17 protein-coding genes are annotated in these 20443 nt (G+C 73.0%); 6 read left to right on the plus strand and 11 right to left on the minus strand.

From position 1 onward, the window contains the following. Positions 1-459 precede the first annotated feature (459 nt). Both GNZ18_RS04755 and GNZ18_RS04760 read left to right on the plus strand, forming a co-directional pair. Entirely contained in the window at positions 460-3042 is a 2583-nt protein-coding gene (locus tag GNZ18_RS04755) for an AAA family ATPase (protein WP_156214904.1), read from the plus strand. Positions 3043-3107: 65 nt separating this feature from the next. Then, on the plus strand, positions 3108-4193 hold the full coding sequence (locus GNZ18_RS04760; protein ID WP_156214905.1) for a winged helix DNA-binding domain-containing protein: 1086 nt from the start codon (positions 3108-3110) through the stop codon (positions 4191-4193). Positions 4194-4205: 12 nt separating this feature from the next. Here GNZ18_RS04760 and GNZ18_RS04765 read toward each other — a convergent pair whose 3' ends face one another. Continuing rightward, positions 4206-4835 carry a TetR/AcrR family transcriptional regulator gene (locus tag GNZ18_RS04765; RefSeq protein ID WP_156214906.1) on the minus strand — a complete coding sequence of 210 codons (630 nt, stop codon included), beginning with the start codon at positions 4833-4835 and terminating at the stop codon, positions 4206-4208. A gap of 83 nt (positions 4836-4918) precedes the next feature. Between GNZ18_RS04765 and GNZ18_RS04770 the strand changes: the two genes are divergently transcribed. Further along, complete coding sequence (locus GNZ18_RS04770) at positions 4919-5686, plus strand: SDR family NAD(P)-dependent oxidoreductase (protein ID WP_246249450.1); 768 nt, start codon at positions 4919-4921, stop codon at positions 5684-5686. Between the two features lie 76 nt (positions 5687-5762). Here GNZ18_RS04770 and GNZ18_RS04775 read toward each other — a convergent pair whose 3' ends face one another. From GNZ18_RS04775 to GNZ18_RS04820, 10 genes are all read right to left on the minus strand, one after another. After that, complete coding sequence (locus GNZ18_RS04775; RefSeq protein ID WP_156214907.1) at positions 5763-6611, minus strand: 5-oxoprolinase subunit C family protein; 849 nt, start codon at positions 6609-6611, stop codon at positions 5763-5765. Further along, on the minus strand, positions 6608-7222 hold the full coding sequence (gene pxpB / locus GNZ18_RS04780; RefSeq protein WP_312874303.1) for a 5-oxoprolinase subunit PxpB: 615 nt from the start codon (positions 7220-7222) through the stop codon (positions 6608-6610). Before pxpB ends, GNZ18_RS04775 begins: the two co-directional genes overlap by 4 nt. Then, positions 7219-7971, minus strand: a complete 753-nt coding sequence (locus GNZ18_RS04785; RefSeq protein WP_156214909.1) for a LamB/YcsF family protein — start codon at positions 7969-7971, stop codon at positions 7219-7221. Before GNZ18_RS04785 ends, pxpB begins: the two co-directional genes overlap by 4 nt. A gap of 101 nt (positions 7972-8072) precedes the next feature. Then, entirely contained in the window at positions 8073-8213 is a 141-nt protein-coding gene (locus GNZ18_RS04790) for a hypothetical protein (protein ID WP_156214910.1), read from the minus strand. Beyond that, entirely contained in the window at positions 8210-9781 is a 1572-nt protein-coding gene (locus GNZ18_RS04795; protein ID WP_156214911.1) for an SseB family protein, read from the minus strand. The genes GNZ18_RS04790 and GNZ18_RS04795 overlap by 4 nt, the downstream gene beginning before the upstream one ends. A 61-nt stretch (positions 9782-9842) precedes the next feature. Continuing rightward, positions 9843-11444, minus strand: coding sequence for an SseB family protein (locus GNZ18_RS41815; RefSeq protein WP_246249451.1), 1602 nt, complete (start codon positions 11442-11444; stop codon positions 9843-9845). A gap of 94 nt (positions 11445-11538) precedes the next feature. Then, positions 11539-13077: a hypothetical protein gene (locus GNZ18_RS04805; protein ID WP_156214912.1), complete on the minus strand. Its 1539-nt coding sequence runs from the start codon at positions 13075-13077 to the stop codon at positions 11539-11541. Positions 13078-13279: 202 nt separating this feature from the next. Beyond that, positions 13280-13531 (minus strand): hypothetical protein, encoded by a 252-nt coding sequence (locus tag GNZ18_RS04810; RefSeq protein ID WP_156214913.1) that lies wholly within the window; start codon positions 13529-13531, stop codon positions 13280-13282. A 140-nt stretch (positions 13532-13671) separates the two neighbouring features. Continuing rightward, positions 13672-14526 carry a cytochrome b/b6 domain-containing protein gene (locus tag GNZ18_RS04815; protein WP_156214914.1) on the minus strand — a complete coding sequence of 285 codons (855 nt, stop codon included), beginning with the start codon at positions 14524-14526 and terminating at the stop codon, positions 13672-13674. Then, positions 14513-15217, minus strand: a complete 705-nt coding sequence (locus tag GNZ18_RS04820) for a molybdopterin-dependent oxidoreductase (protein WP_214618664.1) — start codon at positions 15215-15217, stop codon at positions 14513-14515. The genes GNZ18_RS04815 and GNZ18_RS04820 overlap by 14 nt, the downstream gene beginning before the upstream one ends. A gap of 109 nt (positions 15218-15326) precedes the next feature. On the opposite strand from GNZ18_RS04820, the gene GNZ18_RS04825 reads away from it, so the two are divergent. The 3 genes from GNZ18_RS04825 (at position 15327) to GNZ18_RS04835 (ending at position 20426) form a co-directional block, all read left to right on the plus strand. Further along, a complete protein-coding gene (locus GNZ18_RS04825; RefSeq protein ID WP_156214915.1) occupies positions 15327-15908 on the plus strand; it encodes an HhH-GPD-type base excision DNA repair protein in 582 nt (193 codons plus the stop codon). Between the two features lie 434 nt (positions 15909-16342). Continuing rightward, positions 16343-18499, plus strand: coding sequence for a SpoIIE family protein phosphatase (locus tag GNZ18_RS04830; RefSeq protein WP_156214916.1), 2157 nt, complete (start codon positions 16343-16345; stop codon positions 18497-18499). Positions 18500-18755: 256 nt separating this feature from the next. After that, entirely contained in the window at positions 18756-20426 is a 1671-nt protein-coding gene (locus GNZ18_RS04835; protein ID WP_214618666.1) for an RNA polymerase sigma factor, read from the plus strand. Positions 20427-20443: the final 17 nt, after the last annotated feature.

Consider the following 20443-nt stretch of genomic DNA (forward strand, 5'->3'; position numbering starts at 1 on the left):
CTTCTCCAGATCCAGGTCGGGGAGTCGCGGGGTCGGCGGTCCCTTCCAAAAGCTCACCTACCGCCCTCCTTCGCCACGGGGAACACCGTATGCGGGCCGGTGGTGTCCTCCTGACCGGGGCGAACACCGGCGGAGGGCCGTGACGGAGCAGGGAGCGGGCGTCGACCGGAGCGCGCCGAGCGTCACGATCCGTTCGCCGTCCGCATCGCCTCGTAGCCTCCGGTCACGTTCATGGACACGGCACTCCCGCGTTCCGTCACCGCCCGGCTTTTACCGTGACGACGGTAGGGAATGAGCCCGTTCCTTCTACAGAGCCGTACATCCGCTTGTGGACAGTACAAATGTCCCGGTGCCATGCGAGGTGCGCCCATGAACCGGCACGGGCTCCTCCCGTCCTCTGCCAAGGAACCGCGTGTGGGGAGTCCCGTTCTGGCACGTCCTGCGCTTTACTCGGCTTTGATGGCTTTGTTCGGCAGGTCACGCTCCCGACCGGCGAAGGGCGCCCGGGCACGGGATCTATTCGAGCGCCTGCGGGTGCGCTACTTCCAGGTCACCCCGGGGCTGCGTTTCCTGGGCGGGGTGCTGCTCGTCGCCCTGGTGCTCTCGGCCGTGGTCTTCCTGGACGGACCGGTCCTGGGCGCCGCCGCCTTCACGGTCATCCTGCTCGTCGTCGTCCACCTGACCCTGCGCTCACCCAGTGGCATGGCCACCATCGCGGTGATGACGACATGGCTGGCGCTGTCGATTCCGCTGGGCGGGCTCTACCCGGACGACGGACGCCCGCCCTATCTCAACCCCGCCCTGCTCTTGGCCGTTCTCGCCCTGCCGGTGGCGTTCGCCGCGTTCCGTCTCCGCGGCTACACGCCCTGGCGGACCGTGGCGCTCGCCCTGGCCGCGGCAGGGGTCGTCACCGCCGCCGTCGTGCATCCGCTCCCGGCCGCCAACGTGGCCCCTGGCTGGGCCGCCGCCCTGGCCGTCCTGTTCTACCGGTGGGACCAGGCGCGGCGCGCGGTGCCCGCGGAGGCGTACGAGACGGGCTGGGTTCAGGAGCAGTCCAACTCCAAGGGGGAGAGCGTGCCGGGGCCGTCCAAGAACCCGCCGGGACCGGACAGGCGTGACCGGCGCGGAGGGGGAGCGGGATCGAGTGACAGGTCGGGCAGCGCGCCGCCCGGGGACGAACCCGCGCCGGTGGGAATGCCGCCCGCACCGTCCGCCCAGGAGCAGCGTGCCGCCGCGCAGGCGGACGACGCGGCGCCCGTGCCCGAACAGGCGGCGTCCCCGGAGGGGCGTGCCGAGGAGGCGCCGTCCCTGTCGGTGGCCGAGGCGCTGGAGGAACTCGAAGGCATGATCGGCCTCGAACCGGTCAAGCGCCAGGTGCGCTCCATAGCCGCGTCCATAGAGGCCGCGCATATGCGTGCCGCCGCCGGGGTGCCCACGGAGAAGCCCATGCGGCATTTCGTGTTCGTCGGGCCGCCGGGCACCGGCAAGACCACCGTCGCGCGCGTCCTGGCCAAGATCTTCTACGCGTTCGGGCTGCTGCCCGAGCCGGCCGTGGTGGAGGCGCAGCGGGCGGACCTGGTCGGTGAGTTCCTGGGCGCCACCGCCCTCAAGACCAACCGGCTCGTCGACTCGGCGCTCGGCGGGCTGCTGTTCATCGACGAGGCGTACGGCCTGGTGAACTCCGCCGAGGGCCAGCCCGACCGGTTCGGGGACGAGGCGGTGCAGACGCTGCTCAAGCGCGCCGAGGACGACCGCGACAACCTCGTCATCATCCTCGCCGGATACGACGCGCAGATGGAGGAGTTCCTGTCCTCCAACCCCGGGCTCGCGTCCCGGTTCGGTACGCGCGTGCGCTTCCCGTCGTACCGCCCCGCCGAGCTCCTGCGCATGGCCGACTACCACACCGGCCTCCGCGAGGACCGGCTGGACGGGGAGGCCCGGCGCCGCCTCGCGGTCCGGTTCGAGGAGGTCGAGCGGCGCGGGATCATCGACGAGCTGGGCAACGGGCGCTTCGTCCGGTCGCTCACCGAGGCGGCGGCCCGCGCGCGGGACGTGCGGGTCGTCGAGTCCGTCTCGTCCTCGGGCGAGCCGGCCAGGCCCAGCGCCGAGGACCTGGTCACGCTGCGCGCCGAGGACGTCGAGGCCGCCTACGCGGAGGTGACCGAGAGGTACCGGGGCTACGCCGAGACCCCGACGCTGGACGAGGCGCTGGCGTCCCTGGAGGCGATGATCGGCCTGGAGCCGGTGAAGCGGCAGGTCCGCGAGATCGCCGCGCAGCTCCAGGTCGCCCGGATGCGGCAGGAGCAGGGGCTCGTCACCCGCCCGCCGACCAGGCATTTCGTGTTCGCCGGGCCGCCGGGCACCGGCAAGACCACGGTCGCGCGGGTGCTCGGCCGGATCTTCGCCGCCGCCGGACTGCTGGCCCGCCCGGAGGTCGTCGAGGCCCAGCGCGCCGACCTCGTCGGCGAGCACCTCGGCGCGACCGCGCTGAAGACGAACAAGGTGGTCGACTCCGCGCTCGGCGGCGTCCTGTTCGTGGACGAAGCCTACGCGCTGACCAACGCGGGCTACTCGGGCGGCGACGCGTTCGGCGCGGAGGCGGTGCAGACGCTGCTCAAGCGCGCGGAGGACGACCGCGACCGGCTCGTGGTCGTGCTCGCCGGATACGAGGCCGACATGGAGCGCTTCCTCTCGTCCAACCCCGGGCTGGCCTCCCGTTTCGACGTGCGCGTGGACTTCCCCTCCTACGGCCCTGACGAACTCCTCCGCATCGCGCAGCTCATCGCGGAGCAGGGCGGCGACCAATGGGAGGAGCAGGCGCTGGACGACCTCGCCCTGGTGTTCCAGCGCGCATGCGGGACGGGCCGGATCGACGAACTCGGCAACGGACGCTTCGCCCGGTCCATGTACGAGAAGGCGTGCGCGTGCCGTGCCCTGCGCGCGGCCGAGCTCGGCTCCGCCGCGACCACCGCGGACCTCACGCTGCTCACCACCGACGACGTCCGGGACGCCTTCGCCGACCTCGCGCACCGCCTCGTCTGACCTGGACCACCACGGCGGGCCACCCGGCGATCCGTACTGTCGGCGGGCCGCGATGTAATCGGGGCATGGCTTCGGTGACATGGGCGCAGGTGCTGGCCTGGCGGATGCGGCGGCAGTACCTCGACCCGGCGGCGGACGTGTCGGCGACGGACGTCGCGCGGCGGTTGGCCGGTGTGCAGGCGCAGGTGGCGTCCGCCGCCGAGACCGCCGTCGCGCTCCGGCGGACGGGCCCCGCCCCGGGGGAGGTGCCGCGCGCCCTCCTGGAGGAGCGGACCCTCGTCAAGACCTGGGCGATGCGCGGCACCCTGCACCTGCTCCCCGCGGACGAGGCCGCCGCCTACCTCGTGCTGTGCTCGGCGGTCCGCAACTGGGAGAAGGGCGCCTGGCAGCGGACCTTCGGCGCCACGCCCGCCGACCTGGAGGCCATCGCGGCGGCCGCGACCGGGGCGCTCGCGGGCGGTGCCGCGCTCACGCGCGAGGAGCTCACCACCGCCGTCGTCGAGGAGACGGGGTCGAGGCATCTGGCCGAGGTGCTCGGTTCCGGCTGGGGCACCCTCCTCAAGCCGCTCGCCTGGTGGGGCGTGCTCTGCCACGGCCCCTCCCGGGGCACCAACGTCACCTTCGCATCGCCGGAAAAGTGGCTTCCCGGCTGGAAGGGCCTTCCCCCGGCGGACGAGGCCGCCCGGACGGTCGTCCACGCCTACCTCGGCGCGCACGGGCCCGCGACACCCGACCAGTTCGACACCTGGCTGATGCGCAAGGGGAACCGGAAGCGCGACGTCAAGGCGTGGTTCGCCGCCGCCGAGGACGGCCTCGCCACGGTAGAGGTGGAGGGTGTCCCCATGTATGTGCGGGAGCGGCACAGGGACGAGTTGCTCGCCACGGAACCCACCTCGTCCGTCAGGCTGCTCGGAGGGTTCGACCAGTACGTACTGGGGGCGGGCACGGGGGCGACCTATCTGATCCCGGCCGAGCACCGGGGCGCGGTCAGCCGGACGGGCGGCTGGATCTCCCCCGTCGTCCTGCACGAAGGGCGAGTGGCGGGCGTCTGGGAGGACGACGGCGGCGAGATCGCCGTCACCGCCTTCGAGGACATTCCCGCCGACCTGCTGGAGGAGGAGAAGGCGCGCATGCGCTCCCTCCTGTCCTGACGCGGAACCCCGCTACCGCCCTGGCACGGAAGCGGCGGGCCGCCTCGCGTCGGGCGCGTCCTGCCTCGGCCACAGGGTGAGGGCCAGCGCGACCACCTTCCTCAGCTCGTCGTTGGAAGCGCCGTCGGCGGCCTGGACGGAGACGCCGTAGGAGATCGACCAGACGTAGCGGGCCAGGGCCTCGCAGTCGATGTCCGGGGGGAGGTCCCCCTCCGCCCGGGCGCGCTCGAAGCGGGCGGCCAGGTCGCGCTCGCCCGTCCGGCGCCGCGCCGCGATCTCCTCGCGGACGCTCTCGTTCTGCTCGCCCGTGGCGAGCGCGGCCTGCACGATGAGGCAGCCTCCGGGCCCCCGCGTGATGACCTCGACGGCGCCGTACAGCAGGGCCTCGGCCACGGCGCGCGCGGTGGGCTTGGCCAGGGCGCCGCGGACGTAGGACGCCGGGCCCTCCACGTAGCGGTCGACGGCCTTGCGGAACAGGGCCTCCTTGTTGCCGTAGGCCGCGTACAGGCTCGGGCGGTTGATGCCCATCGCCCTGGTCAGGTCCGACAGGGCGGTGCCCTCGTACCCCTGCCGCCAGAAGACGGTGAGGGCACGGTCGAGCCGCTCGTCCACATCGAATTCGCGGGGACGTCCGGTGGCCATGTGCCGTACTCCACTCCTGCGCTTGTGTATCGAACGGTATAGTACGCTACCGGTTCAGTACCGATCGGTACATAAAAGGTTGCTTGAACGAACGGGAGACGACGATGGTTCTCGACGGCAGGGTCGCGCTGGTGACGGGCGGGTCGCGGGGGATCGGGGCGGCGACGGCGCGCGCGCTGGCCGAGCAGGGCGCGGACGTCGCGATCAGCTACGCCGCGTCCGCGGGCAAGGCGGAGGGGGTCGTCCGCGAGATCGAGGCGCTCGGCCGCCGGGGCGGCGCCTACCAGGCCGACCAGGCCGATCCCGGTCAGGTGGCGGGGTTGGTCGAGCGGGTCGTGAAGGACTTCGGGCGGCTGGACGTGCTCGTCAACAACGCGGGCGTGATGCTGCGGGAGGTGCTCGGCGACGCCTCCGAGGCGTCCCCTGAGGAGCGGCGGTACCAGTACGACGTCAACCTCGGCGGTGTCGTGGCGGCGGTGCGCGCGGCGGCGCCCGTTCTGGGCGAGGGCGGCCGGATCATCACGATCGGTTCGAACCTGTCGCAGCGGGCGGCGGGGCCGGGCGTGGCCGACTACGCGGCGACCAAGGCCGCCATCGTCGGCTACAGCAAGGGCGCGGCACGCGACCTCGGCCCGCGGGGCATCACCGTGAACGTCATCCGGTCCGGCCCAGTGGACACGGACATGAACCCCGAGGACGGGCCCAGCGCGGACTTCCAGCGGGGCGCCAACGCGATGGGACGGTACGGGCGCCCTGAGGAGATCGCCGCGGGAGTCGTGTTCCTGGCCGGGCCGGGGGCGTCCTTCGTGACCGGCGCCGTCCTCGACATCGACGGCGGCTCGCTGGCCTGAGCCCGCCCGCCCCACGGGCCGGTCACGGTCGGCCAGTGACGGTCGGCCAGTGACGGTCGACTGGAGGCGGCCGGGGCTAGAGGCGGAAGTGGATCGTCTGGCCGGGGCGCAGTTGCGCGGCGGCGGGCAGCGAGGGCGAGGCGAGGACGGCGATGACGGGGTAGCCGCCGGTCGTCGGGTGGTCGGCCAGGAAGATGATGGGCAGACCGCTGGGCGGCACCTGCAGCGCCCCCGTGACCATGCCCTCGCTGCTCAGCTCGCCGTCGCGCGCGCGTGCGAGGGGAGGGCCGTCCAGGCGGACGCCGACACGGTTGCTGTCCGGCGTGACCGTGTACGGGGTGGACGTGAGCGTCTCCAGCGCGTCCCGGCTGAACCAGTCCTCGCGCGGGCCGGGCAGGACGCGCAGGACGGGCGTGTCCGGGATGGGCGGCACCGGGGCGACATCCACCGTGATGTCCCCCAGGTCCCGGGCGGGGCCGACCGGGAGGCGGTCGCCGGGCTTGAGCGGATCGGGCCCCAGGCTCGACAGGAGGTCGGTGGAGCGGCTGCCGAGGACCTCCTCCACCGTGACCCCGCCGCGGACGGCGAGATAGCTGCGCAGCCCGGACGCCGGCAGGCCGAACTCGACCAGCGCCCCGGCCGGGACGTGGCAGGGGCTGTTCGCCCCGTAGGCGCGGCCCCCGATGCGGAGCGGCGCCGGGGCACCGGTGACGGCGATCCACGCGCTCGCATGGAAGCGCAGCGCCGCACCCCCGAGCGTGAACTCCACACCCGCCGCGCCCTCGGGATTGCCCACGAGACGGTTCGCCAGGCGCAGGGCGCGCGCGTCGGCGGCCCCGGAGTGCGGGACCCCGAGGTGGGCGTGGCCCGGCCTGCCGAGGTCCTGCACGGTCGTCAGGGGCCCGGTCCGCACGACCTCGATCAACGCTGCTCCTCGCGGACGAAACGGACACGGGTACCGGGACGCAGCAGGGACGGCGGGTCGCGCGTCACGTCCCACAACGCGAGCCCGCTGCGGCCGAGCAGCCGCCACCCGCCAGGCGAGCGCGACGGATAGACCGAGGTGTAGGGGCCCGCGATCGCGACCGACCCCGCCGGGACGGCCGTGCGCGGCGACTCGCGGCGCGCGACGTGCAGCGCCGGGTCGAGGCCGGTGAGATAGGCGAAGCCCGGCGAGAAGCCCAGGTAGGCGACCGTGTAGTCGGCCGACGCGTGCCGGTCGACGACCTCGTCCCGGGACAGGCCCGTCAGCCGCGCGACCTCGTCCAGGTCGTCGCCGTCGTACACGACGGGGATCTCGACCGGGTCGGCGCCGCCGGCGGCGTCGTCGGGCAGCGGCAGGCCGGGCAGCAGGGCGGCGAGCCGGTCCAGGTCGGTGCCGGGCTCGGTGACCACCAGGACGGTCCGCTCGCCCGGCACGACGTCCACGATGCCGGGCGGCGCCGCGTCCCGGAACGCCGTGTCCAGCCGGTGCGAGGTCGCGAGGTCGCCCGTCTCCACGAGCAGCGCCGCGTCTCCGGCGCGCCGCACCTTCACGCGAACGCCTCCAGCGCGACCCCCGCGTCGGACAGCGCCGACCGGACCGACCGGGCCAGCGTCACCGCGCCCGGTGTGTCGCCGTGCACGCAGATCGAACGGGCGCGCAAGGCGACCTCCGTTCCGTCCACCGCCGCGACGGTGCCGTCCACGGCCATCCGCACGGCCCTGCGGGTCACGGCGTCCGCGTCATGCACGACGGCCCCCGGCTCGCGGCGGGACACGAGCGCCCCGGACGGTGTGTAGGCGCGGTCCGCGAAACACTCCGCGACGACCTCCAGCCCATCGGCGACGTCGTGCAACGCTGATCCCGGCAGGGTCAGCAGGGGGAGCGCGGGGTCGTATGCGCGAACCGCGTCGGCGACGGCCCCGGCCTGGACGGGGTCGCGGACGACGCGGTTGTAGAGCGCGCCGTGCGGTTTCACGTACGCGACGCGCCCGCCCTCCGTGCGGGCGATCCCGTCCAGCGCGGCGAGCTGGTAGAGGATCTCGGCGGTCAGCTCGGGCGCGGCGACGTCCATCTCGCGCCGCCCGAAACCGGGCAGGTCGCGGTAGGACACCTGGGCGCCGATCGTCACCCCCCGCTCGACCGCCGCGGCGCACACCCGCCGCATGATGAGCGGATCGCCCGCGTGGAACCCGCACGCCACGTTCGCGCTGGTGATCACGTCGAGCAGTGCCAGGTCGTCGCCCAGCTCCCAGATGCCGAACCCCTCGCCCAGATCGGCGTTGATGTCGATGATCGCCATCCCCAAGAACTACCACCGTCTCCCGCGCGCGCTCTGATCGGCCCCGGCGAGGAGGTCGAAACGACCTCCTCCGCCACGTCCTCCACCTCGTCTTGCGCTGCTCACGCCCGGTATACGCCACGGTCGAAGGGTTCGGGCCCCATCCGTTCCGCCACGGATACGTCGCGGCCGGAGTACTCCAGCCGCGGCCAGCCGTCCTGCTCGCCGGGCACGACGAACGGCTCGCCGCGCCTGGCGCTCATGCCCGCTCTCCCGGCGACCGCACCGGCCACGTGCGCAGGTCGGCGTCGTAAACGGCCACGAGCGACGCGGTGCCGGACGCGTCGATCCGCAGCAGCTCCGCGCCGTGGGGCAGCCGCTGGCTCGCGGTCTCGAACTCCGGGATCGGGGTCGCCTCGCCCGGCGCGTGCCCCGACGCCCGGAACAGAGACGGGCGCACCGCCGCCCACCGGATCACGAAGACGCTCTCGTCCGCGGGCGTGAAGGGCGAGCCGTCGTACAGCAGGCCCAGACCGCGGACGAGGGCCTCCGGTGTGGTCAGCTCTCGCACGTCCTGGAGGCGGTGGACGTGTCCCGCGACGAGGTCGAAACCGCCTTCCAGGTAGTGCCGCACATGCTCCTCCCGCAGCACTTTCTGCACGATCACGACCTCGCCGTCGGCGGCGAGCGGAGCATGATCACTTCCGGCGGGGGACGGCGGCGGGTCGGCGGCCGCGTCCGCCGCTCCACGGCTCTCAGCGGACCGTGACGGCCCGGCGACGCTTCGCGGACACTCTGCCGCCTCTGCCGCCTCCTCCGCGTCCGGCGGGCGTCTGAGGCCCTCTGAGGGCTGCGCGGCCGCCGCGGCCTCCGGGACGCGGGCTCGCGGACGCCGGCGCCGGATCCAAGATCGGCCCGCGCGTCCGTCGCCCGGCGGACGCGGCGCCGGGACGGCGGCCGCGGCGCTCGCGGGCACCCGGTCGCCGGGGGTGCTGATCGCGTCGGCGTCCAGGTAGGACGCGCTGGGCAGGCCCGCGTTGACGGCGAGGCGCCAGCCCGGGTGGGGCCAGCCCTCTGTCAGCTCGGCCAGCGACACCTGCCGGTGGTGGACGGCCTGCCCCTGGAGTGAGCGGTCCATCGCCTCGGGGGAGGTGAACGCCAGCACGAACGTGCCCTCACCGAACCGGGCCGTGGCGAACCGGCGGTCGTCCTTGGGGGAGTCCAGAGCGGGCAGGTACAGGACGGCGTCGGTGAGGATCTCCAGGTACCGCCGCTGGTCGCCCTGTTCGCGCGCCTCCGTGAGCGCCGTCTCCAGGCTGTAGGCGGAGGGCTGCGGCGCGCGCTGTTCCGCGGGGGCGTCTCCCTCGGCGGAGGCTAAGGGGAGGCCCAGGCCGGGCAGCGTGATCGGGCCGCCCCTCACACCGCCCTTGGCGCCGATCCGCTCGGCCTGGTACACGAGCCCGCGCGGCGAATCGACGCCGTAGACGTCCCGGAACGCGCCGACCATCAGCCCCGCGAGGAGCGCGCACGACTCCAGGTTCTCGCCGGACGCGCGCGAAGCACGGTCGCGGAGCGGCCTGCGCCGCCACCAGTTCCGCCGCTCGTCCCCGTCCGGGGGCTCCCAGCCGAGCGTGCTCAACCGGCGCTCCTGGTGCGGTGCCAGCGGGGGCGACAGGAACGCGTTGCCGACCGCCTCCGCGTCCAGGGCGCCCTCCGAACGCATCGCCTGGACGTAGGGGAGCCCGCTCGCGTCCTGGACGATGAGGAACGACCCGACGGGCAGCCGCGAGAGCTCCAGGGTCAGCCGCTTGGCGAAGTCGTTCCAGTCCACTCGGGATCCACTCTCGCGTCCGTGGGCGGTTCCGCGTGCCCGGCGGCGGCCGGGCCCCGCGTCACTCGGTGTGGGGGGCCGGAACGGCGTCCGTCCGGACCGGGGTCCAGACGCCGCCGATGGCGTCGTAGACCGCCAGCGGGATCTCCTCGCCCGCACCGGCCGACTGCCAGAGCCGGGTGCCGTGCGGCGGCCGCAGAGGCACCCCGGCCGGCCGTTCCGGGACGGGCCCGGAGGCGTTGTCCGTGGGGGCGCCCAGCGGCGCGACCTCGGGCTGCGGTTCCGGCGCGATCGCGCGCGGCTCGGCCGCCGGACCGCCGGCGTCCGCGCCGCCGACGCCCGAACCGCCGGTCTCCGCGACACCGCCCGCGACACCGCCGCCCGTGACACCGCCGCCCGTGACACCGCCCGCGACGCTTCTGCCCAGGTCGGTGTTCGTGACGGTGGGGTCCTGACCCTGGCCCGCGACGGCGCCGTTCCGGACGCCTCCGGCCGCGGGCCTACCGCTGGGCACGCCGCCGGATTCGAGCGCGGCACGCAGCTCGTCCAGCGTGTAGGAGTCGACCGCCGTGTGGTCGTCGTTGTAGGAAGCGCCGTTCGCGGTCGGGCTCGCCTTGGGAGCGGAACCGTTCACGCTGGGGACGGACCCGCCCGCGACGGGGTTCGGCCCCGACAGAGCATGCGGATCGACGTTCCCGTACGGGTTGGGGACGATCGCCTCAGGCGCCGGAGCGCGGCTGAGGCGAGCGAGCGACGACGCGTCCAGCAGGACCTCGCTGGGCAGCCCCGGATTGATGGCGAGCTGCCAGGAGGGATCGGGCCATCCGGCGGCGAGCAACGCGAACGAGGTGCGCCGGTACAGGCCGGGGTTCGCGGCGCGCGCCAGCGCGCCGGGCGAGGTGAACACCGTGACGTAGGTGATGGAGCCGAGCGTGATGGTCGGCAGTTCGGCGTTGTCGGGGTCCTCCACCGCGGAACCGCTCGCCGGGAGCACCGGGTCGGCGTGCGCCAGGAGGTCGAAGTACGTGGTGTGGTCGCCGTGCGCCTTGGCTTCGGCGAGCCGGGGTTCGAGGAGGTCGGCCCCGGAGGCGGGAGTGCCTTCCGGCGGTAGCGGCATGGGGGTGCCTCCTGGGGGCGTGCCTGCGGGGAGCGGGCCCGTGCCCGAGGTCTCGGCGGAGGACCGGCGCCGCGCGACGCGCGACGCGTCGGCGGTCTCGATCCCGAAGTCGAGCAGCTCGATGAGCCCGGTGCCGTGCCGGTGGAACGACTCGTACACGAGGTCGGAGGGGCGCCGGACGCCCTGGACGTCGCGCAGCGCGGTCACCATCACCTCCGCCAGGCGGGAGTAGTCGCCCAGGGAGACCGACCGCATGCCGCCGGGCGCCCCGGACTCGGGAAGCTCGGTCCACCAGTTGCGGGGCGAGGGGTCGGCCGGCGGGCGCCAGCCCGCCTCGCTCATGACCTCCTCGTCGGCCGGCGTGAGCAGCAGCGGGCCGTCGAGGAAGTTGTTGCTGACGGCCTCGGCGTAGAGCCGGTCGGGCTCGCGCATGGCCTGGACGTAGTGGCGGCTCTCATCGCGTTCACGAACGATGAGGATGGTGTCCCGTTCGAGACCCGCCAGCTCGCGACCCAGCCGCCGGGCGAACTCGGACCACTCCAACAAGATCACTCCCTACGGCCGGGGGCGCCCCCGGCCCCGCGAGATCTGCCCGAGACCCGATGATTGTCGCCGGGGACGCCGCGCGCAAACCAGAAGTTCACTCGGGCGGCGGTTCGTGACGCAGCACACGCAGGGCGTCCCGGAGCGCTTCCGGATCGGCTCCGTGGGCGTCGAGGACGTCGATGAGCCGGTGCAGGATCTCGTGGCGTTCGTAGCCCACGTCGAGGAGCGCCTGGGCGGTGTCCCACAGCTGGGGAGGGTCGCCGTTCCACAGGCGCTCAGCGAGGCGCTCGTGGGCGTCCAGGTGCTCGGTGTCGGCGCCGGGGTGCTCGAACTCCAGCAGGATCCGGCGGTCGTCGGGGTCGGCCGGATCGAGGGTGGACAGGTCGATCGACCCGTGCCGCCCGGTCTGGCGGTGGACGCCCGACAGAAAGGGCAGCGCGAACGCGCGGCGGGGGAGCGCGTCGAGTTCGCCGTCGGGGAGCAGCCGGTCGACCAGCTCGCGGTCGAGCCCGAACGCGGCGGGGTCGCGGTAGGCCTCGGCGAACTTTCCGGTTGCGTCCCAGACGGCGTCCAGCGTCGCCCTGACGCCCTCGTCGGGCAGGCCGGTGCGCTTGCCCGCCCAGCGCACCCAGGCGGCCAGCACGTGCGGCACGGCCTCCTGCTCGGTGGGCGACAGCAGCACCTTGCGGGGCAGCCAGTCGAGCAGGAACATCTCGCACTTGATGGGGCTGACCCGCAGCGGGCGCCCGAAGTCGTGGGTGCAGCCGTAGTCGATGATGCGGTCGACGCAGCGGCTCGCGGCCGAGCGGTCGGAGAGCTCCTCCGCCTCGTCGGAGGCCAGGAACCGGGCCGCGATGATCGCGCGCCGGTCGCGCCCGTACACGGGCGGCTGGGGGAGGCGCCCGCCCGGCGGGAGGATCCCCACGCGCGCCCGCGCGAACGCGTGGTAGGAGCCGAAGTTCTCGTTCACCGGCGGGTCGTCGGTCTCGTCGGTGAGGTTCAGCGCGCTCTGCAACAGCGCCTTGGTGTCGCGCGGGTCCAACTGCTCGAACCGCATCAGCGGGTTGGCGCGGCCCTCCTGGCGGCAGTGGTCGAGGAGCTTGCCCACCTGGGACGAGACCCACGCGTCCCGGACCATGCCGCTCGTCGGCGGCCGTCCGCCGCGCGCGGGGGTCGTGAACGGGATGCCGACCTTCTGGACGGCGCCCGCCCGGTTGCGGTCGACCAGCACCACCAGGGCGTGCCGTTCCGCGCCGCCGTAGGTGTAGGTGCACACGATGGAGTCCTGGTCGCCGTAGACGTCCCTGGAGACGAAGCACTCCTCCGGGGCGACCATCCCGACGCGGTCGGCCCACCCCGGCCTGGCCACGCCGTTCTCCATCAGCTCCAGCGCGGCGCGTTCGGCCTTCACCGCCTGCCTGGGCGTGCCCAGGTAGGCCATGCCGGTGAGCAGCGCCAGCGCGGCGGGCGTCCCGGCGCGCGCGGCGTAGTCGACCAGGGCCTCGCCGATGACCTGTTCCACGTCGCCGCCGGGGACATGGTGGCCCCACCAGGATCCGAGGATCTCGCTGACGATGAGCTCGGCGTCCAGCGGGCTGCGCACGGCCAGCAGCTCGCGCGCGTGCTGCAGCATGCCGTCGAAAATCGCGGAGACCTCGTCGGGGGGATGCGGGCCGTCCCCTGTCGGATCCCCGGGGGAGCGGTGGCGGCTTCGGGGACTCACGCCCCCAGTTTCTCAGATCCGGCGCCGGGCGTTGTCCAAGACACCGGCGAAGGCCGCAATGGGACGAGCCGGTACAGGCTCTTACCAGCGCCCCTTACTGGGCGCCGCCCACTCAGTGCCCCCCGTCGCCCCCGGATGCGCGCGTCCTCCCCGAGGGCGGCTCCGACTTCAGCATCCCCAGCAGATGCTCGCGCGCCATGCGCTCGACCTGGTCCGGGGACGCGTCGATCCCCAGATGCGTCATGCACGCATGCACGTCGGTGACGCAGCGTCGCACCGCCTCGGTGGGGAAGATGGCGAACTCCTCCGAAAGGCGTGCCAGCGCGTCGTGTGTCGCTCTCGGGTGGTCGGTCAGTGCGGGCATCTGCGCAACCTCCGCGCACGGGACTTCGGCGGACGGGGCCGAACCGCCGGGCCGAGACGGAGCGCGCGGACCGACCCTGGCTGGGAGCTTCCACCCACACTCCACCTCGATGTCCCATTCCAGCGCTTTTATGAGGAGAGTCAAGAGATGCCGGGGCGACGTTTCGCAAATTCTGGGCCCTCTCCAGGAGACGCCCCGGTGGAATTCTCGTCGATGCCGCTGACCTGCGCGTTCTTCTTTGCTCCGTCCGCATGCGGCCGCGTCCCGTCCCCGCCCTGACGCACATGGGCCCGCGCCTTGGCCCGCGCTTCCGGCGCGACGTCCGCCCAGCCGGCGTGATGCCGCTCCGCCCACCCGCGCTCCACCCGCCCGGTGAGCATCCCCGTGAGCGCGCCGCGGTCCCGCAGCGCCTCCCACAGATGCCCGGCCGTCACCGCGAGGATCAGCAGGAAGAGCCAGTCGTGGACGAAGGTCGCGCCCGTCCTCCACCGGTCGGGCCACGGGCCGGGGAAGGTGAGCACCTCACCCGTCCCGAGCATGACCAGGATGGCCCCGGCGGTGAACGCGGCGTTCAACTTCTGACCGGCATTGAACTTCCCTACCGGCAGAACTCCGCGCCCCCTCTGCACGGCCCTGCGGTCGCCCCGCCGGAGCCACTCCCAGTCGTGGGGCGCGAACCTGTTCAACCGCCGTAGGTCCGCCCGGAACGCCCGGGAGAGCAGACCGAGGACGATGGGCACGGGCAGCGCGAACCCGCTCCACACGTGCACCGTCTTGAGCAGTTCCCGGCGCCCCACCATCGTGGAGAGGAACGGGAAGTACAGGAACGCCGCCGTCACCAGGCACACCAGCATGAGCAACGCGGTCACATGGTGGATCGACCGCTCGGCCCCCGTGAAGCGCGCCAGCCAGACCGCTCCGGGGCCTCCACCGGCATCCGCGGGGGCGGGCTCCCGCCGGCCCGCGTCAGGGGGAGTCGGCTCATGTGGGGGCATCGTTGCGTCCGTTCGACCGTCCGACCCACGCGTCCACGTCGTATCCGCGGTGCTCCCAATAGCCCGGCCTGACCTTGTCGGTCAGTTCGATCCCGCCGAGCCACTTGAGCGACTTGTAGCCGTACATCGGCGCGACGTACAGGCGCACGGGCCCGCCGTGGTCGTGGCTGACGGGCCCGCCCTGCATCTGCGTCGCGACGAGGACGTCGCGCCGCCGCGCCTGGTCGAGCGTCAGCGACTCCGTGTAGGTGCCGTCGAACGAGGTGAACCGCACCGCCCTCGCCTGCGGCGACACGCCCACCGCCCGCAGCAGGTCCGGAAGCGCCACCCCCGACCAGCGGACGTCCGGGACGCGCCACCCCGTCACGCACTGGAAGTCCTTGTCGAGCGCCGTCTGCGGCATCCGCGCGAGGTCGGCCATCGTGAAGGCGCGCGGGGCCTGCACCAGGCCCTTCACCTCCATCCGCCACGTGGCCGCCGTGTACTTCTTCACGCTCCCGGTCACCGTGTAGTAGCGGAAGCCGCCCGCCGCCGGCAGGACGTCGCTGAGGCCCCCCACGGGAGCCAGGGCGTGGTTCACCTTCTGCTGCACGGACGCTCCCACGGCGGCCCCCGCCACGCCCAGGCCCAGCATCCCGAGCACCAGCCGGCGTCCGACCGGACTGCCTTCTGCCCGTTCCTCGTCGTTCACCCCTTCATTCGAACACTCGGGCGCCCGCGCCGCCATGCCCATGGCCCGCCCGTAACACTTCGGACAGATCTCCGCCTCGCCCCGCGGAGGGCGGTCCTAAGCTGGGCACATGGCCACGAAGGTTCAACTAGCGCAGCGGCCCGAGGCCGACGAACTGCTCGGGCGCAGCCCGCTCGCCGCCCTGGTCGGCATGCTCCTCGACCAGCAGGTGGCGATGGAGTGGGCGTTCTCCGGGCCCTACACCATCACCCAGCGGATGGGGACCGGCGACCTGGACGCCCACGAGGTCGCGGCCTACGACCCCGAGCGGTTCGCGGCCCTGCTGTCGGAGAAGCCCGCCGTCCACCGCTACCCGGGGTCGATGGCCAAGCGGATCCAGCAGCTGTGCCAGTACCTCGTGGAGAACTACGACGGCGACGCCGCGAAGGTGTGGGCCGACGCGGCCACCGGCAAGGAGCTGTTCAAGCGCCTGAACGCCCTCCCCGGCTTCGGCAAGCAGAAGGCGCAGATCTTCCTGGCGCTGCTCGGCAAGCAGTACGGCGTCCGCCCGGACGGGTGGCGCGAGGCCGCGGGCGCCTACGGCGAGGAGGGCTCGCACCGGTCGGTCGCCGACATCACCGGCCCGGAGTCCCTCGCCCGGGTGCGGGCCTTCAAGGCGGAGATGAAGGCGGCGGCTAAAAGCGGCAAATAGGCCAAATCCGGCAACCAGGACGAGCTGCCGCCGCCGCGGCGCGAACCCGCAAGTCGAGTTTTGCCATCTTTTTGCTGGAGAGGGACGGGTGATGCGGCCGGGATTCGGCCGGGTTCGCCGCCGCCCGGAACTCGCCGAACGGACCGGGTTCACTGCCTGTGGCCTCAGGGCGCCGTAACATCTCCTACTCGCCCTCACCGCGGACCGCTCCCGGAGCCCCGCGGGGACGGCGTCCGAATCCGAGGTCGTCGCAGGGGGCCACAGGGACAAGGTTGTCCATCAGGGGTTCCGTCGGGGGCGAACCATCGGGATGATGAATACCTGACTCCGACCGGTGTTGTGATGGAGGCGGGAGCGCTAGCCTGCTCCCATTCACTCATAGTGATGAAAAATTGCCGCGCGGTACGGGACCTTCTGGGGCGGAGGTGTTGTCCATGAGCACCGATACGTCCGTTCCGCATCCCCGCGTCTCGGGGGTGGAGGGTCAGCCCATGGATGCGTCCGACGCCGCGCTGTACGCGACCCTGCTCAAGGAGGCCCCGGGCGGGCTCGCGTTCTTCGACGGCGACCTGCGCTGCCGCAGGGCCAACGACGCGCTCGCGGCGCTGCTCGGCGTCGCCGTCCGCGATCTCCAGCAGCGCCGCCCGGCCGAGGCGCTGCCCGCCGAGGTGGCGACCGCGTTCGAGGCGGCCCTGCGCAAGGTGCTCGACGAGGACCGCCCGATCAGCGACCTGGACCTGGTCGTGCCGGCCGTGCAGCCGCCCGCCCCGGCCCGCCCGGCTGACCCGCCGGGCGACGCCGCGGCGCTCGCCACGGCGGTCGAGGAGCGGATCCTGGCCTGCACCTGGCTGCCGGCCCGGAGCGGCGACGGCGAGGCCCTGGGCGTCGTCCTGACCGCCCTGGACGTGACCGAGCGGCGCCGGGCCGAGGAGGTCATCCGCCGCAAGGAGCAGCGCTACCGCTCGCTCGTGGAGGCCAGCGCCCAGGTGGTGTGGGTCGCGGCGCCCGGCGGCGGCGTGATCGACGACGCGCCGGAGTGGCGCGCGATCACCGGCCAGACGCCCGACGACTACGCGGCCGGCGGATGGCTCGCGGTCGTCCACCCGGAGGACCGCCCCCGCATCGAGGCCACCTGGCGCGAGTGCGTGGCCGAGAACCGGGTCTTCGAGACCAACTACCGCGTCCGCACCAAGAGCGGCACCTTCCGCCACTTCGACGTCCGGGCCGTCCCCATCTGGCAGGGCGGCGCGGTGATCGAGTGGGTCGGCGCCAACACCGACGTGACCGGCCAGCGCGAGGCCGAGGAGATGCGCGGGCGCCTGACCGAGCAGCTCTCGGCGGCGGCGCTGCGCACGGCGCGCCTCCAGCAGGCCACCTCGATGCTCGCCGAGGCGCTGACCGTCTCGCAGGTCGTCCAGGTGATCACCGAGGTCGGGCGGTCGGCGATCGGCGCCGACTACTCCGCCGTCGCGCTGCTGGACGACGACAAGCTGCGGCTCAGCATCGTCGCGCCGTCCCAGCCGGGCGCCGAGGGCGAGGTGCGGCCGATCGTCCGCGACGACATCAAGGTCAGCGACCCGACCGTGATGTCGGTGGCGGTGCGCGAGAGCCGCCCGTTCCTGGCCGAGCACCCCGACAGCCTCCGCCTGCAACTGGGACGCGACGAGAAGGGCCTGTTCACCCAGCACACCGAGGAGCGCGCCTGGGTGGGCCTGCCGCTCCTGGCGGCCGGAGCCCCGATCGGCGCGCTGCGGTTCTCCTTCACCCGCCCCCGGGAGATCACCGAGGAGGAGCGCGTCTTCCTGGAGGCGCTCGCGGGCCAGTGCGCCCTCGCGGTGGAGCGTGCCCTGCTCTTCGAACGCGAGCACAAGACCGCCGAGGAGCTCCAGCGCAGCCTCCTGCCGAGCGACCTCCCGCAGCTGCCCGGCATGGTGCTGGCCGCCCGCTACAACCCGGCGACCCGCCACGTGCAGGTGGGCGGCGACTGGTACGACGTGTTCCGCCTCCCCGACGACCGGCTCGCCGTCGCGGTGGGCGACGTGATGGGCAAGGGCGTCCTCGCCGCGGCCGGAATGGGACGCGTCCGCAACGCCCTGCGCGCGCTCGCGCTGAACGACCCGCGCCCCGCCGCCGTCCTGGCCGGCCTCGACCGGCTCTTCAGCGCGACCGAGGACGAGGAGCAGTTCACCACCGTCGCCTACGTGGTCATCGACCCCGAGACCGGGCACGGCGCCTTCAGCAACGCGGGCCATCCGCCGCCCCTGCTGATCTCGCCCGACACGCCCGCGCGGGTCAGCGCGCTGGAGCCCGGGACGCCCCTCGGCTGGCCGAGCCAGAGACAGCAGACAAATTTTTCCATCGAGACCAGCAACACTGTGGTGTTCTATTCCGATGGACTTGTGGAGAACCGTAGACGCGGGGTGGATGCCGGGCTGGAGGAGCTCGTCGCCGTGGCGGCGGACGCCCCGCCCGAGGTGGTAGGAGATCCAGAGAGGCTCGTCGACTTCCTGGTCGATCGGATGCTTGCCGGGTATGAGCAGGTAGACGATGTGACCGTGCTCGCCCTGCACGTCCCGCCCAAGCCCGCGTGACACCCGCCGACGGCGGCGCGAAGACGGTGTAGTACGTACGAAGGACCGTCCAGCGCCCTCTAAGGTGGGGTGTTACCGGGCAGGACTTCAGAAGCGGAATGCGCAGCAGTGCCAGAATGCTTGACCCTAGTAAGAGCGGGTACGCTGCGGTCCCGCACGGGGAGGTCCCGCCCAGTGTGTGGTCCCACCCAGTGTGAGGCCGGGCCCGTCAGGGCACTTGGGTCAACCCAGCCACACGTTCGTTCGAGAGGTATTTGTGTCGCCTGCTAGCTCGACCTCGAAAGCGTCAGATCTGCACGAGCACGTCATCGCGCAACTGATCGAGCGTGGACGGTCCCAGGGTTACCTCGAAGCCGACGACGTACGACGTACGTTCGAGGAGGCCGACATCCCCGTGTCGAAGGCCTCCAGCATCTTGCGGAGCCTTAGCAAGGAGGGTGTGACCGTCATGGTGAGCGCTGCCGACTCCGCGGCGCCCAAGCGGCCGCGCAAGCGCGCGACGCCGCCGGCGCGCAGGCCCAAGACAGCCGCTGCAGCCAAGGAGCAGCCCGACACCGTGACCGCCGTCGTCAGCGACGACGAGGTCCCCGCCGAGACCGCCGCCGAGCCGCGTCCCGCGGCCCCCAGGCCCGCGGCCAGGAAGGCCGCCCCCGCCAAGGGGGCCAAGCCGAAGAAGCCCGTCCCGGCCAAGAAGGGCGCGGCGCAGCCCGCCCCGGCCGCCGCGGTCCCCGCCAAGAAGGGCGGCGAGGACCCCGAGCTCGACGACGAGGTCGACGTCGACCTCGACGAGGACCTCACCGACCTTGAGGCCGACCTCGTGGAGGTGACCGCGGACGAGGCGGAGGTGACGCCCGAGCCCGAGGAGGACGAGGCCGTCCCGGCCGCGCCCGCCGCGGCCAAGACCCCCGCGGGCAAGGCGGGCGCCGACGGCGCCGCGCCGGTCAACGAGGAGGAGTCCTTCACCCTCGGCGACGACGAGGACGACGCGCCCGCGCAGCAGATCGCCGCGGCCGGCGCCACCGCCGACCCGGTCAAGGACTACCTCAAGCAGATCGGCAAGGTCCCGCTGCTCAACGCCGAGCAGGAGGTCGAGCTCGCCAAGCGCATCGAGGCCGGCCTGTTCGCCGAGGAGCGCCTCGCCGCCGACGGCCCCGCGATGTCCGAGGAGGACACCGAGGACTTCGAGTGGATCGCCGAGGACGGCCGCCGCGCCAAGAACCACCTGCTGGAGGCCAACCTCCGGCTCGTGGTGTCGCTGGCCAAGCGCTACACCGGACGCGGCATGCTGTTCCTGGACCTCATCCAGGAGGGCAACCTCGGCCTCATCCGCGCCGTCGAGAAGTTCGACTACACCAAGGGCTACAAGTTCTCCACCTACGCCACCTGGTGGATCCGGCAGGCGATCACCCGCGCGATGGCCGACCAGGCCCGCACCATCCGCATCCCGGTGCACATGGTCGAGGTCATCAACAAGCTCGCCCGCGTCCAGCGGCAGATGCTCCAGGACCTGGGCCGCGAGCCCACCCCGGAGGAGCTGGCCAAGGAACTCGACATGACCCCGGAGAAGGTCGTCGAGGTGCAGAAGTACGGCCGTGAGCCGATCTCCCTGCACACCCCGCTCGGCGAGGACGGCGACAGCGAGTTCGGCGACCTCATCGAGGACTCCGAGGCCATCGTGCCGGCCGACGCCGTCAGCTTCACGCTGCTCCAGGAGCAGCTCCACTCGGTGCTCGACACGCTCAGCGAGCGCGAGGCGGGCGTGGTGTCGATGCGGTTCGGCCTCACCGACGGCCAGCCGAAGACCCTGGACGAGATCGGCAAGGTGTACGGGGTGACCCGGGAGCGCATCCGCCAGATCGAGTCCAAGACCATGTCGAAGCTCCGCCACCCGTCGCGCTCGCAGGTCCTGCGCGACTACCTCGACTGAGCCCCTGGACGACGCTC

Source organism: Actinomadura litoris, assembly GCF_009733595.1.
Lineage (GTDB): Bacteria > Actinomycetota > Actinomycetes > Streptosporangiales > Streptosporangiaceae > Spirillospora > Spirillospora litoris.